We start from the raw sequence: 15,403 nt of genomic DNA on the forward strand, positions 1-15,403 counted from the left end.
ATATCGTTCATGAGAGAAGCTGTCATTGTTGCGGGAGCAAGAACACCAATTGGAAAAGCAAAGAGGGGTTCATTAAAAACAGTTCGTCCTGACGATCTAGGGGCGTTAGTAGTAAAGGAAACGTTAAAGCGTGCGAATTATGAAGGACCAATCGATGATTTAATTTTCGGTTGTGCGATGCCAGAAGCAGAGCAAGGTTTAAATATGGCTCGTAATATCGGCGGATTAGCAGGACTTTCTTACGATGTTCCAGCTATTACGATTAACCGTTACTGTTCTTCAGGTTTACAAAGTATCGCTTACGGAGCTGAGCGTATTATGCTTGGTCACTCTGAAGCTGTATTATCAGGCGGAGCAGAATCAATGAGTTTAGTTCCAATGATGGGACACGTTGTTCGTCCGAATAGTCGCCTTGTAGAAGCGGCTCCAGAATATTATATGGGTATGGGACATACAGCAGAGCAAGTTGCTGTGAAATATGGAATTTCTCGTGAAGAGCAAGATGCATTTGCAGTAAGAAGTCATCAACGTGCTGCGAAAGCATTAGCGGCAGGAAACTTTGTTGATGAAACAGTACCTGTAGATGTGACGTTACGCTCGGTTGGATCAAACAATAAACTTCAAGAAGAAACAATCACTTTCGCACAAGACGAAGGTGTAAGAGCAGAGACAACGCTAGACATTTTAGGGAAATTACGTCCAGCATTTAACGTTCGCGGTTCTGTAACAGCTGGTAACTCTTCACAAATGAGTGATGGTGCAGCATCTGTACTATTAATGGATCGCGAAAAAGCAGTGAGCGATGGCATGAAGCCACTTGCGAAATTCCGTTCATTTGCAGTAGCTGGCGTACCACCAGAAGTAATGGGAATCGGCCCAATCGCTGCAATTCCAAAAGCGTTAAAACTAGCTGGCTTAGAGCTATCTGATATTGGTTTATTCGAACTAAATGAAGCATTTGCTTCTCAATCGATCCAAGTTATTCGTGAACTTGGTTTAGATGAAGAAAAAGTAAACGTAAACGGTGGTGCAATCGCACTTGGACATCCACTTGGCTGTACAGGAGCAAAACTAACACTATCTCTTATTCACGAAATGAAACGTCGCAACGAACAATTCGGTATCGTAACAATGTGTATCGGCGGCGGAATGGGAGCAGCGGGAGTATTTGAATTACTATAAAAAAAGTAGAAGCGGCTTGTTCAGAATGTGAGGGGGATGGAGCTTCAGACGTAGAGGCGCTCTTTGCCTCGTAGGAAGAAGCGAAGGCACCGAACATTCTAGCCGCTGGAACTGGATTTAAAAAAAGTGGAAGTGGCTTGCTCAGAACAGGAGGGTGTTGGAAGCCCTGACGAAGAGGCGTTTTTTGCCTCACAGGAAGGGGTGAAACGACCGACTGTTCTAGCCACTGGAACTAGATTATAAAAAATGGAAGCAACAAAGGTTTATAAAAACAAAAGGGAGAGCCAGCTTCTTTCAAAAAGAGAGAAGCGGCTCATGAAAATATGAAGGAGGAAATTTTCATGGAAAAAACAGTAGGAAATGCGGTTAAAGGCGGTAGCTTTTTAGTAGATGAGATTACGATTGATCAAGTGTTTACGCCAGAAGATTTTTCATCTGAGCATAAAATGATTGCTAAAACGACAGAGGACTTTATCGTAAATGAAGTTCTTCCAGAGCTTGAATATTTAGAGCAACATGAGTTTGATCGTTCAGTTCGTCTTTTAAAAGAAGCTGGAGAACTTGGTTTATTAGGCGCTGACGTACCAGAAGAGTACGGCGGAATTGGTCTTGATAAAGTAAGCTCAGCGTTAATCGCAGAGAAGTTCTCTCGCGCTGGTGGTTTTGCAATTACTCACGGTGCTCACGTAGGTATCGGATCTTTACCAATCGTATTATTCGGTAACGAAGAGCAAAAGAAAAAGTATTTACCATTACTTGCAACTGGTGAAAAATTAGCTGCATACGCATTAACAGAGCCAGGTTCAGGATCTGACGCATTAGGCGCAAAAACAACTGCACGTTTAAATGCAGAAGGTACACATTATGTATTAAACGGTGAAAAACAGTGGATTACAAACTCTGCATTCGCTGACGTATTCGTTGTATATGCAAAAATCGATGGAGAGCACTTCTCAGCATTTATCGTAGAGAAAGACTACGCTGGCGTATCTACAAGCCCAGAAGAAAAGAAAATGGGTATTAAATGTTCTTCAACTCGTACGTTAATTTTAGAAGATGCGTTAGTACCGAAAGAAAACTTACTTGGTGAAATCGGTAAAGGTCATATTATCGCATTCAACATTTTAAATATCGGTCGTTATAAATTAGGTGTTGGTACAGTTGGATCTGCGAAACGTGCAGTAGAAATTTCAGCACAATATGCAAACCAACGTCAACAGTTCAAACAACCAATCGCTCGCTTCCCATTAATTCAAGAGAAACTTGCGAATATGGCAGCGAAAACATATGCAGCTGAAAGCTCTGTATATCGTACAGTAGGTTTATTCGAAAGCCGCATGAGCACATTATCTGAAGAAGAAGTAAAAGATGGTAAAGCAGTAGCAGCTTCTATCGCTGAATATGCAATCGAGTGCTCTTTAAACAAAGTATTCGGTTCTGAAGTATTAGACTATACAGTAGATGAAGGTGTTCAAATTCACGGTGGTTACGGATTTATGGCAGAATACGAGATTGAAAGAATGTACCGTGATTCTCGTATTAACCGTATTTTCGAAGGAACGAACGAAATTAACCGCCTAATCGTACCAGGTACGTTCTTACGTAAAGCGATGAAAGGTGAATTACCACTTCTTCAAAAAGCACAAAAATTACAAGAAGAGTTAATGATGATGATGCCAGAAGAAGTGGGCGATGAGCCATTGGCACTTCAAAAATATTTAGTAACTAATGCGAAAAAAATCGGCTTAATGGTAGCTGGATTAGCGGCTCAAAAATATGGTAAAGCATTAGATAAAGAGCAAGAAATTCTTGTGAATATCGCTGACATCGTAAGTAATCTATACGCAATGGAATCAGCTGTTCTTCGTACAGAAAAAGCAATCAAAACAACTGGTCTTGAAAAGAATAAACAAAAAGTGTTATACACTGAAGTATTCTGCCAAGAAGCATTCAACGAAATCGAAGCAGATGCGAAAGAAACACTTATCGCAGTTGAAAACGGCGACATGCTGCGCATGATGTTATCATCATTACGTAAATTAACTCGTCACACACCACTTAACGTAATTCCGAAGAAACGTGAAATCGCTGCGAAAATTTTAGAAGATGAGCGTTACACAGTTTAATATCTTTAAAGAACAGTAGTCGTTTATACGGCTACTGTTCTTTTTTTTGAAAAAAAGAAATTTTTTAGTGACATAAAACTAATACCATTAGTATAATAAAACTAATGGTATTAGTTTTCGTGAAAAGGGAGATGGAAATATGAGAATGATACATGAACAAACGGTATATCAATTGTCATTTTTGCCAAGAGTGTTTCCTGTGAATTGTTACTTTGTGGAGGAAGAAGATGGTTTAACTTTAATTGATGCGGCTTTGCCATATAGCGCAAAAAGTATTTTACAGGCGGCTGAGAAAATAGGAAAACCAATTACTAAGATTGTATTAACACATGCGCATGATGATCACATCGGTGCATTAGACGCAATAAAGGAAGTACTCCCTAATGTTCCAGTCTATATTTCTAAGCGGGACGCAAAGCTGTTAGAAGGAGATACGACGTTACAAAAGGATGAACCAAATATACCGATAAAAGGCGGTGTACCTAAAAAGGTAAAAACGGTACCTGATGTTTTATTAGAAGATGGCGACCGAGTTGGATCGCTTCTTGCGATTATGACACCGGGACATACGCCAGGATCCATGTCGTTTCTTGATGTACGAAATAAAGCTCTTATTGTTGGGGATGCATTCCAAACAAGAGGAGGTATGGCTGTTTCGGGACAAATGAAATTTTGGTTTCCGTTTCCTGCGATGGCAACGTGGAGCAAAGAAATATCATTACAAAGTGCAGAGAAGTTAAGCGAATATGAGCCTTCCTTACTTGCGGCAGGGCATGGGGAAATGATAAAGAATCCAGGGACTGTCATAGAGCTTGCTATTAAGGAAGCGAAACGGAATATAGAAAGTAAGAAAGAGGGTTAATTTATGTCACCGAGAATCGGACTTACATTACAGAAAATTGTAGAAACAGCTGCAGAAATTGCAGATACAAATGGAATACAAGAAGTAACGTTAGCTTCATTAGCGCAAAGGTTAGGGATACGTTCGCCCTCACTATATAATCATGTAAAAGGGTTACAAGATGTACGGAAAAATCTTGGTATTTACGGAATAAAACAGCTGCATAACAAACTGGAAGAAGCGGCCGAGGATAAACATATGGATGAAGCAATTCATGCATTAGGAGAAGCGTATGTAGCATTTGTCCGAAAACATCCTGGACTATATGAAGCAACTTTTTTACGAGATGAAGAAGTAAGAAAAGCAGGTGACGGAATTGTAAAGCTTTGTCTTCAAGTATTACAACAGTATGGCTTAGAAGGAGAGAATGCACTTCATGCGACACGCGGATTCAGAAGTATTTGTCATGGATTTGCTTCGATTGAACAGCAAGGCGGATTTGGTTTGCCGTTAGATCTAGATATAAGTTTACATGTATTATTGGAAACGTTTATTAAAGGGTTACGTGAATAAGAAGCAAGGTAAACAAAAACCTTAGAAGTGATTTTTTAGTTATCTTTTTAATTGGGAATCTATATTCGTTAACAGGCGAACAGTATAAACTGGCAAATGCATGTTTATTAGCAGGAGTACTTTGTTCATATGCTTTAACTATTGTAGTTTTGAAAAGAAGATATTAGATGAGAAAGAGCCTCTAGTGGTTTAGAGGCTCTTTTTTGTTAAATGATATTATTTTGCAGGTTTGAAAAATGTGTATATGGCTAAGAAAAAGCAAACGAAACTGAATACGATAGGATCTTGATATGGACTAGGCTCAGAGCCCTTCTGGATTTCTGTAAGGAAGTCATGTGTTTTCATATTTATTGCTCCTTTATATAAGAATACGTTTAATGAAACTAATACTTACTAATAGAGTTGCACTAATAACTACTAAGAAAAACGTAGTATTACGGTTTTTATAGTTGTTAAGCGCAATGAATAAAAAACAAATGAGAAATAACATATGTAAAGGAATAGAAGTGAGTAATGGCTTTAAAGTTAATATATCAATCAACAGTTTTACATAGAGGATTGCGTAAATGATAAAGAAGATAACTTTAACATATTTTTGTATGAGCACACCTTCCTACCATGGTTTGTTTGAGGATTATGCTGTTATTATAAGGGTAGCTTTTGAATGTTTGTATTTTTCTGTAATTATAACATTTTTTTGTATTTATAAATAGATGTGACTGATTTGAAATGTAAGAAAGCTTTTTCATGAATACGATTTAAAAAGAACAGAATACTAAAGGAGAATGAAAGAAGAAAGGTAGGAGTATTCCATGCAAAATTTAACAGAGCTTGAAGTAGAAAACTTACGTCATTTAATTGGTGGACATGCAACAATTATTAATAAGTTGGAGCAGTATGCACAAACGTGTACAGATCCACAACTGAAACAAATGCTACAAAAGGATGCACAAGATGCACGAAATACGAAGCAACAATTAATGACTTTTTTAGGATAGGAGGAAGCGGAACATGAATGAAAAAGATATGGTAAATGATTATTTAGCAGGATTAAATGCAAGTTTAACAAGCTATGCAAATTATATTGCTCAGTCTGATAATGAGCAGTTACATCAAACGTTAATTCAAATTCGTAATCAAGATGAGATGCGCCAACGTAATATGTATGAGTACGCAAAGCAAAAAAGTTATTACAAACCGGCAGCACCTGCGAATCCAATGATTGTGCAGCAATTAAAAAGTCAATTAAGTGCGGAATAACGGGATGACAAAAAACGGGCGAATGAAGTCGCTCGTTTTTTGTTTTGAGCATGTCAATAAATATAAAATAAATATTTTTCCAGTTGTAACAAATATGACGAAAATAGAATATAACAATTCACAAAAAGGACAAATACTTTGTTCGATATTTCACAAAGTATCCATGGTTTCTATCGTGGGAACCTCTATAATTAGGAGTGTAAAGAGCAAAAGAAATAGATTATATGATCAATTAGGAGAGATTGCTATGAAAAGACATACAAGAAAAATTGCAATTATCGGTACTGGATTAGTTGGATCAAGTTGTGCGTATTCCATTGTAAATCAAGGAATTTGCGAAGAGCTATTATTAATTGATATAAATCATGAACGTGCAGTTGGGGAAGCAATGGATTTATCACATTGCATTAACTTTACAAATACAAGAACAAAAGTATATGCAGGAAGCTATGAAGACTGCAAAGATATGGACATTGTTATTATTACAGCAGGGCCAGCACCAAAACCTGGACAAAGTCGCTTAGATACTTTAGGAGCGAGTGCGAAGATTATGGAAAGTGTTGTTGGCGGCGTAATGGAAAGTGGATTTGATGGTATTTTCTTACTTGCATCGAACCCAGTTGATATTATTACATATGAAGTGTGGAAATTATCTGGATTACCTAGAAATCGCGTAATCGGTACTGGTACATCACTAGATTCTTCTCGCTTAAGAACAATTTTATCTGAAATGCTACATGTAGACCCTCGTAGTATCCATGGGTATTCATTAGGAGAACATGGTGATTCTCAAATGGTTGCTTGGTCTCACGTAACTGTTGGTGGAAAGCCAGTTCTGCAAATTTTAGAAGAACAAAAAGAACGATTTGGTGAAATAGATTTAGATGAAATTGTTGAGAAGACTGCAAAAGCTGGCTGGGAAATTTATAAACGAAAAGGTACTACTTATTACGGAATTGGAAATTCTCTAGCATATATTGCGAGTTCAATCTTTAATGATGATCACCGTGTTATCGCTGTATCAGCCATTTTAGATGGTGAGTACGGTGAATATGATATTTGTACAGGAGTACCCGCTATTATTACTAGAGACGGTATAAGAGAAGTTGTAGAACTCAATTTAACAGAGGATGAAGAATCTCGATTCGCAAAATCAAACGATATTTTACGTGATTATATGAAAACAATTGGTTACTAACTTATAGAAGAAGGTGAAACGAATGAAGGAATATATAATGTCTCGTGTATTTAAAGCATCTGCTGGAATCGCACAAGGTATTTTCGTATCCCTCGGAATTGGTTTACTGATCGAAAATATAGGAAGAATTGTTGATATACCATTACTTATTACAATCGGAGTTGTTGCAAAATCCCTTATGGCACCGGCGATTGGTGCCGGCATTGCTTTTATGCTCGGTGCAAACGGTCTTGTAATCTTCTCGGCGATGGTAGCCGGAGCAATTGGTGCCGGATCCATTTCAATTACTGAAGCTGGTCTAATTATTAAAACAGGTGAGCCAATCGGTGCATTATTAACAGCAACTTTAGCTGTATATATTGGTAAACGTTTAAGCGGAAAAACTGCGTTAGATATGATGCTCGTTCCATTTGCAGCAATATTAGGTTCTGGTTTAGTTGGTATTTGGTTATCTCATAATATTACTCCTGTTTTAAATGCAGTTGGAGCGTTTATTAAAGATAGCTCGGCTGGTAGCCCGTTTATCGCTTCTATCGTCATTGCAGTAGTTTGGGGGCTATTACTTATCTCTCCAGCTTCATCAGCTGCGTTAGCAATTGCACTTAGCTTAGACGGTGTTGCAGGTGGTGCTGCTCTTGCTGGATGCGTCGCTCAGTTTATCGGATTCTCTGTCATCTCAGCGAAAGAAAACAATTTAGGTGGCATATTAGCTCAAGCACTTTGTACTCCGAAAGTACAGTTGCCAAATATCACTAAAAACCCAATGATTCTCGTTCCAACTGTCGTCGCCAGTGCTATAGTCGGTCCAGTATCAGCATTAATTTTCCAACTGGAAGCAGGAAAGGAAATTGCAGGTCTTGGATTAAGTTCTCTTATCGCACCAATTAATTTAATTTCCAGCCAAGGGTGGGAAGTTCTCCCGGCGATGGTAATTACTTATATCGTCATTCCAGTAGCTGTTTCTTATATACTTTACATTGCTCTAAAAAAAGCAGGTCGTATTCACTCTGGTGATATGACTGTACCGCAATCTTAAGTTGAAAATCTCCTTAATAATATATAAAAGCAGACTGAGAAGCCACAGTCTGCTTTTTTGTCATGCTACATTCTATGATTTTGTTTTACTGGAACTCTTATCGGTTCTTTGGCCAATAAGAGCTGAACGCCGAAGTAAAGTATACTTGCAAGCGTCATTCCAGAAATGGCATCTACAAAGGCATGCTGCTTCGTAAATAGCGTTGATAAAATAATAAGTGTACCGAAGAAAGTAAGGATGTAATATTCAAAAGCATGCTGTTCTCTACGCTTAAAGGCAGCTAACATAATTACGAATGTAGTAAGAACGTGAATGCTAGGGAAACAGTTTACAGGTTGATCGATACTATAAATATAGCGAACTAGTTCAGAAAATACATCTGTCCCAACGACAGTCGGACGCGGTACAGTTGTTTGCCAAAAATAATAAATAGAAAAACAAGCAAGCTTTCCAAAAATAATACTACTTAAAGTGACATAATATTGCTTTCGGTCTGCAAAGCAGTAATAAATAAGTGCGCCGTATAAGTATGGAAACCAAAGTAAATAAGGAATAATAAATGCTTTTACAAATGGAATCCAATCATCTACTACAGTTGTAACGTCTACTGCGTGAACAGTCGATTTATTTAATACGTCGTAAAGGGGACTTACGAGTACGAGTAGAAGTATATAACTTAACGGAAGAAAAGATGAAAGTTTAAATTTCTTCATGTTGATCTCCTATGTTTAGTAATGTAAGTAAATTCAATTGATTATAATATAGAAACGTGAATTGGGCTATCGATTTTACTTACATTTTCTTGAATTAACCTTACGTTTTTGTCACTTGACTAAAAAGAAGGGAAGGGTGCTAAATGAAGCGTTTATCGTATTTCTTATTTTTTATATTGATATGCCTAGTTGGTGCTGGGTGTGCAAAGGATAAAGAAGGAGAGAAATTAGAATATAACGGAAGAGCACTCGTAATTGGAGTTGTTGGAGAAAAGCCGAAAGATACGTTTAGGAATGTAAAGTTTGAGGAAATGAAGTTAGAGGCACTGGAAAAGAAATCTAAGGAAGTGGATGGTTTTCTAATAATGAAAGATCACTTTCAAGAAGCCTCAACAGAGCAGTATAAAAATGTATTTTCATCGCTAAAGAAACCAGTGTTTTTTATCGGTTTACAAGATAAATCATATTCAATTTTTATTACAAAAGGGATAGAGTATAACAGTGCACGAAAAGATGTAAATGCGATGTATACGCAAGGTTTTGCGAATATCGGAAGTGGTGAAGGGCAACAATGGGCAATTGGTTTATCAAATGGTGGAAACACAGAAGAAAGTATTCATAATATGTATATCGTAGTATTTCAAACAATTGCAGATTATTTGAATAGATGATGAAGGAGCCTGTAAAAGAGGCTTCTTATTTTTTTTAATAAACGTTTGTTTAAGCTGTATGTTCGGTAGGAAGAAACCGATGTAACTCAAGGGTTAACAAAGAGAAATGGAGAATTAATCAAACGTTTGTTTAAGCTGTATGTTCGGTAGGAAGAAACTCCTGTAGTTCAAAGGTTAAGAAAGAAAAATGGAGAATTAATCAAACGCTTGTTTAAGCTGTATGTTCGGTAGGAAGAAACTCCTGTAGTTCAAAGGTTAAGAAAGAAAAATGGAGAATTAATCAAACGCTTGTTTAAGATATATGTTTGGTGAAGAATCTAAAAAATTTATATATTTATTTTTTTCTTAACAAATGGCGGAAAAATAAGAAAAATTCGCAGGATTATTAAAAATTATCACGAAATAAGTAAAAGTTTAGCGAATAATGGTTTGAAATAATAAAACGTTTTCTATATGATAAAGGTAAAGGTTAGTAAAAAAGTAGGTGAATTTATGACAGTAACATTTTATTCATATCCAAAGTGTGGCACATGTCAAAAGGCAAAGAAATGGTTTGAGGCAAACGATGTAGCATATGAGATGATTCATATTGTTGAAAATCCACCATCAAAAGAAGATTTACGTAATTTACATGAAAAAAGTGAATTACCATTAAAAAAATTCTTTAATACAAGTGGAATGCGTTACCGTGAACTGGGTCTAAAAGATAAGTTGAAAGATGCAAGCGAAGACGAAATGTATGAGCTTTTAGCATCTGATGGCATGTTGATTAAACGTCCAATTGTAACAGATGGAACGAATGTAACACTTGGTTTTAACGAAGAGCAGTTTGAAAGTGTGTGGAAAAAGTACCAATAAGGTATTTTTACATAATTAATACATTCACTGGAGGTACAGTCATGAGCATTCCAAATAATTTACGTTACTCTGAAGAACACGAATGGGTAAAAACTGAAGGTAATGAAGTTGTTATCGGTATCACTCACTTTGCACAAGGTGAGCTAGGCGATATCGTATTCGTTGAACTTCCTGAAGTAGGTGCAACAATCGAAGCTGACGAGCCATTCGGAAGCGTAGAATCTGTTAAAACAGTTTCTGAGTTATACGCACCTGTAAGCGGTAAAGTTGTAGCAGTAAACGAAGAATTAAGTGACCAACCAGAACTTGTTAACGAATCTCCATACGAGGGTGCATGGATGGTTAAAGTTGAACTTTCTGATGCAAGCCAAGTTGAGAAGTTATTAACTGCAGAAAAATATGCAGAAATGACAAACCAAGACTAATTATAGTCGACTAAAGGACAGCCTTTGTGCTGTCCTTTTTTATTTTGTGTGAAATAATGAAATTCAAGTTATATGTAAATAAATAAGCTATTATGAGAAAAACTGTTTTGTGGTAAGGTTTCATAAGTCTTCACAATCTAAACGAGCCGCTTCCGCTTTTCTTTTGCAAAAATAAACAGGAAACAACATGAAAATAACGAATATACTATATACTAAGTTCAAGGTTATATAGTATATGGTGATCGGGTGATGACATATGATTTATGTAGAAAAAGTCATTATTGTAGAAGGTACATCAGATAGAAGAAAGATTGAATCTATTATTCGTGAACCGGTGGAAATTGTTTGTACAAATGGTACAATTGGTTTGTCGAAAATGGATGAGCTCGTTGATCAGTTTTTTGATAAGGAAGTGTATGTGCTAGTGGATGCTGATGATGCTGGAGAAAAGTTAAGGAAACAATTTCGAAAAGAATTTCCGCAAGCCGAGCATATCTATATTGATCGCTCGTACCGAGAAGTGGCAACTGCGCCATCTACACACTTAGCAAATGTATTATGGGGAGCCGACATTGACGTTTATACAGAATATTTACGGTAAGGAATGATAGAAGTGATTGATTGGACAGGAGCCGAAGCTACAGCCCTAATAGAGAACGAAGAAAAAATAGTATTATATGTATATACTCCAATGTGTGGAACATGCCAATTAGCAAAAAAGATGTTAACAGTCGTTGAGATGACAATTGAAGGCCTCAAAATTGGGATGTTAGATTTAAATTATGCTCCGTATTTAGCGAAAGAGTATGGGATTGAAAGTGTACCTTGTTTACTTGTTTTTGAAAATGGGACACTGATGAAGAAGATATACGCATTTCATTCGGTTGAATATTTATATACGGAATTAAAGTAGGCGGCAAAATTTTTGCCGCCTCGACATATTTCTTGGGAAATATGTCGAGATGCAGGGTGGATACAGTATTTGTCGAGCGAAAATAACAGGATTGCTCTTTAGTGAGAGGGAATGGTATGTAATAGAAAGTGATATGAAGGATGTGATTTAGGGTGAGATTATATTCTTTGCTTCAATCATTTGTAAATTACGCTAATGGTCAATATCATTTAGAACCGCTTTTAAGACAAGAAGAAAAAACTGTTAATTTTCGCTTTGGAGATGAAAGTTGTTCGTTACAAATTTCAAGAGATTATATAGAGCTGGTACATGAGGAAAGAGGAACGGAACAAATCATTTGCTTAGATGAAAAGGATATAGAACAATTGGTGAATGGAAATGTACGATTGCAAATGTTAATGAACGATGGACGTGTACAATATTCAGGAACGTACCGAACGATGTTATTAGTGGAATCGATGTTTCATATATGTAAACCGATGTCAGTAGGTGCTTAAAATTCTGAAGTTTCATTTTTTACGAAAATTTCTGTTGACATGGTTTGTGTATATTGATACAATTCAAGTCATAAAATATAGACAATTTCATAAATTACAAATCAGACGAAAATGTAATCTGATTTCTCTTATCAAGAGAGGTGGAGGGACTGTGCCCTGTGAAGCCCGGCAACCGTCAACTTATGTTGAAATGGTGCCAATTCCTGCAAAGCAAATGCTTTGAGAGATGAGAGAGAGGGATAATGTTGTTATATACGCATATAAACCTTTCTGCTTCTCTAAAGCGGAAAGGTTTTTTTATTGTTTGAATGTGGAGGACATTCAAATAATAAAAGTAGTGATAACGGTGGACTACACGCATTAAACATAAAAAATTGCGGAGTCGATCTAAAATCTTTATGAAATCTAGCTCCAGCGGCTAGAACAGTCGGTCGTTTCATCCCTTCCTATGAGGCCAAAAGCACCTCTACGTCAGGGATTCGGGCGTCCTCTTGTTCTAAACGAGCCGCTTGCGCTTTTTATTTAAAAAAGGGGTGAACATCATGATTCTATTAGAGAACGTAAAGAAAATATATAAGGCGAAAAGCGGTGATGTCACTGCTGTAGATAACGCCAATTTAAAAATAGAAAAAGGTGAAATATTTGGTGTTATTGGATATAGCGGCGCTGGGAAAAGTTCTTTAATCAGATTGTTTAATCAGTTAGAGAAACCGACTTCTGGTCAAATTACAATTGCGAATCGTGTTATATCAGCAATTACAGGAAGTGAACTTCGTAAGGCAAGGCAAGAAATCGGAATGATTTTTCAGCACTTCAACTTACTTTGGTCACGAACTGTACGTGAAAATATAGAGTTTCCACTTGAAATTGCAGGTGTTGATAAAGCGCAGAGAAGAAAACGTGTTGATGAATTAATTCATCTCGTTGGATTAGAAGGGAGAGGAGACGCGTACCCATCTCAGCTGAGCGGAGGACAAAAGCAACGCGTCGGGATTGCAAGAGCTTTAGCTAACAATCCACAAGTGCTTTTATGTGATGAAGCAACGTCAGCTCTTGATCCAGAAACGACAGATCAAATTTTGGATTTACTATTAGACATTAATAAGCGCCTTGGTTTAACAATTGTACTCATTACACATGAGATGCACGTGATTCGAAAGATATGTAACCGAGTAGCGGTAATGGAGAGAGGAAAGATTGTAGAAACGGGTCCAGTACTTGATGTATTCCGTAATCCGAAGCAAGATATTACGAAACGATTTGTACAGCAGTTAACAGATTCTGAAGATACAAATGAAACAATTGAAAGTTTAATTGAAAAATATCCAGATGGAAAAGTAATTCGTTTGCAGTTTATCGGTGAGGCTGTAGAAAGACCAGTGCTTCAACGATTAATGCAACGCAGTGATATAGAAGTTAGCATTTTGCAAGGAAATATTGCACAAACGAATAACGGTTCTTACGGTAGTTTAGTTGTTCATTTAAATGGTGAGGAAACAGCGATCCAGCAAGCAATAGAAGGAATTCATCAAGATCAAGTAGAGCTGGAGGTGATTGCACATGGATAAGTTACTCGCAAATGTTGATTGGAATCAAATGTTAGAAGCAACTGGTGAAACGTTATATATGACGGCAATCGCAGCTCTTGCGACATTTGTTTTAGGACTAATTTTAGGATTGCTACTCTTCATGACAGCGAAAGATAATTTATGGGAAAACAAATCAATTAATACGGTGATTGGAGCATTCGTAAATATATTCCGCTCTATACCGTTCATCATTTTAATTATTTTATTAATCCCATTCACAAAGATTCTTCTTGGAACAATTCTTGGAGCAAGTGCAGCTTTGCCGGCTTTAATTATTGGAGCGGCACCATTCTATGCGAGAATGGTTGAAATTGCACTTCGCGAAATTGATAAAGGTGTAATTGAAGCTTCAAAAGCAATGGGAGCAAAAACAAGCACAATTATTTTGAAAGTGTTAATTCCAGAATCATTACCAGCATTAGTATCTGGTATTACGGTTACGACAATTGCTTTAGTAGGCTATACAGCAATGGCGGGAGTTGTTGGTGCTGGTGGCCTTGGAACACTTGCTTACTTAGAAGGATTCCAGAGAGGGAATAACGATGTAACAATCGTTGCGACAATTTGTGTATTACTAGTTGTATTTTTAATCCAGTGGATTGGTGATAGTTTAACGACTCGAATAGATAAACGATAATAAAAACGGGAGGATATTTTAAATGAAAAAATTATTACTTACGGCACTTATTTCAACTTCAATTTTTGGGTTAGCTGCTTGTGGCGGGAAAGATAAAGATGAAAAGAAACTTGTTGTTGGTGCTTCTAACGTACCGCATGCTGAAATTTTAGAAAAAGCAAAACCGTTACTTGAGAAAAAAGGAATTGAATTAGAAGTGAAAAAATTCCAAGATTACGTGTTGCCAAATAAATCGTTAGCGGATAAGGATTTAGATGCAAACTATTTCCAGCACATTCCGTATTTAGAAAAAGAAATTAAAGATAAAAAATATGATTTTGAAATAGCAGGGAAAATTCATATTGAACCAATTGGTGTATATTCTCAAAAATATAAGAGCTTAAAAGAACTTCCAGACGGGGCGACAATCATTATGAGTAATTCCGTTACTGACCATGGACGTGGTTTAGCAATTTTACAAAAAGAAGGCATTTTAAAAATTAAAGACGGAGTAGATCCAGTTAGTGCAACTCCAAAAGATATTGCAGATAACCCGAAAAACTTAAAGTTCAAAACGGATATTGAGCCAGGTTTGTTACCACAAGTGTATAACAATAAAGAAGGCGACGCTGTTTTAATTAATTCAAACTATGCAATTGATGCGAAATTAAACCCAGAAAAAGATGCAATTGCAATTGAAGGTGATGATTCTCCATATGCAAACGTAGTAGTGGTTCGTAAAGGTGATAAAGATAAAAAGGCGATTAAAGAGCTAGTAGAAGTATTGCATTCAAAAGAAATTCAAGACTTTATTACTAAAGAATATAAAGGTGCTGTACTTCCGATAAGTGAATAAATATAAGGAAAGGACTGGTAATTTTCCAGTTCTTTTTTCTTTATATAAA

General features: G+C 36.7%; 18 protein-coding genes, 1 pseudogene and 1 riboswitch. Of the genes and pseudogenes, 18 read left to right on the forward strand and 1 reads right to left on the reverse strand.

The genetic code is table 11. From position 1 onward, the window contains the following. Window positions 1-9: 9 nt before the first annotated feature. From AU379_RS19855 to AU379_RS19890, 9 genes and pseudogenes are all read left to right on the forward strand, one after another. Window positions 10-1,182, forward strand: coding sequence for an acetyl-CoA C-acetyltransferase (locus tag AU379_RS19855; RefSeq protein ID WP_001206346.1), 1,173 nt, complete (start codon window positions 10-12; stop codon window positions 1,180-1,182). 341 nt (window positions 1,183-1,523) lie between these two features. Further along, entirely contained in the window at window positions 1,524-3,308 is a 1,785-nt protein-coding gene (locus AU379_RS19860) for an acyl-CoA dehydrogenase family protein (RefSeq protein WP_000416291.1), read from the forward strand. A 139-nt stretch (window positions 3,309-3,447) separates the two neighbouring features. Continuing rightward, complete coding sequence (locus AU379_RS19865; protein WP_001242348.1) at window positions 3,448-4,170, forward strand: MBL fold metallo-hydrolase; 723 nt, start codon at window positions 3,448-3,450, stop codon at window positions 4,168-4,170. A gap of 3 nt (window positions 4,171-4,173) precedes the next feature. Beyond that, window positions 4,174-4,722 carry a TetR/AcrR family transcriptional regulator gene (locus AU379_RS19870; RefSeq protein ID WP_061139657.1) on the forward strand — a complete coding sequence of 183 codons (549 nt, stop codon included), beginning with the start codon at window positions 4,174-4,176 and terminating at the stop codon, window positions 4,720-4,722. Between the two features lie 32 nt (window positions 4,723-4,754). After that, window positions 4,755-4,889, forward strand: a pseudogene (locus AU379_RS31000) (DUF2178 domain-containing protein); the annotation flags it as partial. 645 nt (window positions 4,890-5,534) lie between these two features. After that, complete coding sequence (locus AU379_RS19875) at window positions 5,535-5,720, forward strand: hypothetical protein (protein ID WP_001180555.1); 186 nt, start codon at window positions 5,535-5,537, stop codon at window positions 5,718-5,720. 13 nt (window positions 5,721-5,733) lie between these two features. Then, window positions 5,734-5,982, forward strand: coding sequence for a spore coat protein (locus AU379_RS19880; RefSeq protein ID WP_001002987.1), 249 nt, complete (start codon window positions 5,734-5,736; stop codon window positions 5,980-5,982). A 4-nt stretch (window positions 5,983-5,986) separates the two neighbouring features. Then, complete coding sequence (locus AU379_RS19885) at window positions 5,987-7,180, forward strand: L-lactate dehydrogenase (RefSeq protein WP_157462702.1); 1,194 nt, start codon at window positions 5,987-5,989, stop codon at window positions 7,178-7,180. 22 nt (window positions 7,181-7,202) lie between these two features. Further along, window positions 7,203-8,216: a PTS sugar transporter subunit IIC gene (locus tag AU379_RS19890; RefSeq protein ID WP_000666172.1), complete on the forward strand. Its 1,014-nt coding sequence runs from the start codon at window positions 7,203-7,205 to the stop codon at window positions 8,214-8,216. A 65-nt stretch (window positions 8,217-8,281) separates the two neighbouring features. Here AU379_RS19890 and AU379_RS19895 read toward each other — a convergent pair whose 3' ends face one another. After that, entirely contained in the window at window positions 8,282-8,929 is a 648-nt protein-coding gene (locus tag AU379_RS19895) for a phosphatase PAP2 family protein (protein WP_000713762.1), read from the reverse strand. Between the two features lie 143 nt (window positions 8,930-9,072). Between AU379_RS19895 and AU379_RS19900 the strand changes: the two genes are divergently transcribed. The 9 genes from AU379_RS19900 (at window position 9,073) to metQ (ending at window position 15,354) form a co-directional block, all read left to right on the forward strand. Further along, complete coding sequence (locus tag AU379_RS19900; protein WP_000826876.1) at window positions 9,073-9,600, forward strand: hypothetical protein; 528 nt, start codon at window positions 9,073-9,075, stop codon at window positions 9,598-9,600. Between the two features lie 492 nt (window positions 9,601-10,092). Next, window positions 10,093-10,458, forward strand: coding sequence for a Spx/MgsR family RNA polymerase-binding regulatory protein (locus tag AU379_RS19905; RefSeq protein ID WP_000218968.1), 366 nt, complete (start codon window positions 10,093-10,095; stop codon window positions 10,456-10,458). A 41-nt stretch (window positions 10,459-10,499) separates the two neighbouring features. Next, window positions 10,500-10,883 (forward strand): glycine cleavage system protein GcvH, encoded by a 384-nt coding sequence (gene gcvH, locus AU379_RS19910; protein WP_000026896.1) that lies wholly within the window; start codon window positions 10,500-10,502, stop codon window positions 10,881-10,883. 256 nt (window positions 10,884-11,139) lie between these two features. Then, window positions 11,140-11,484: a toprim domain-containing protein gene (locus AU379_RS19915; protein ID WP_000640870.1), complete on the forward strand. Its 345-nt coding sequence runs from the start codon at window positions 11,140-11,142 to the stop codon at window positions 11,482-11,484. Between the two features lie 3 nt (window positions 11,485-11,487). Then, entirely contained in the window at window positions 11,488-11,796 is a 309-nt protein-coding gene (locus AU379_RS19920; RefSeq protein ID WP_076774618.1) for a thioredoxin family protein, read from the forward strand. A 152-nt stretch (window positions 11,797-11,948) separates the two neighbouring features. Then, complete coding sequence (locus AU379_RS19925; RefSeq protein ID WP_001242139.1) at window positions 11,949-12,293, forward strand: hypothetical protein; 345 nt, start codon at window positions 11,949-11,951, stop codon at window positions 12,291-12,293. Between the two features lie 125 nt (window positions 12,294-12,418). Next, window positions 12,419-12,526, forward strand: a riboswitch (SAM riboswitch). A 309-nt stretch (window positions 12,527-12,835) separates the two neighbouring features. Next, window positions 12,836-13,861, forward strand: a complete 1,026-nt coding sequence (locus AU379_RS19930; RefSeq protein ID WP_000601781.1) for a methionine ABC transporter ATP-binding protein — start codon at window positions 12,836-12,838, stop codon at window positions 13,859-13,861. Further along, the gene (locus AU379_RS19935; protein ID WP_000359401.1) at window positions 13,854-14,519 is read left to right on the forward strand and encodes a methionine ABC transporter permease; all 666 of its coding nucleotides are present in this window, start codon (window positions 13,854-13,856) and stop codon (window positions 14,517-14,519) included. Before AU379_RS19930 ends, AU379_RS19935 begins: the two co-directional genes overlap by 8 nt. Window positions 14,520-14,541: 22 nt before the next feature. Then, entirely contained in the window at window positions 14,542-15,354 is an 813-nt protein-coding gene (metQ, locus tag AU379_RS19940) for a methionine ABC transporter substrate-binding lipoprotein MetQ (RefSeq protein WP_000735086.1), read from the forward strand. Window positions 15,355-15,403: the final 49 nt, after the last annotated feature.

The organism is Bacillus sp. JH7 (assembly GCF_001563515.1).
GTDB lineage: Bacteria > Bacillota > Bacilli > Bacillales > Bacillaceae_G > Bacillus_A > Bacillus_A cereus.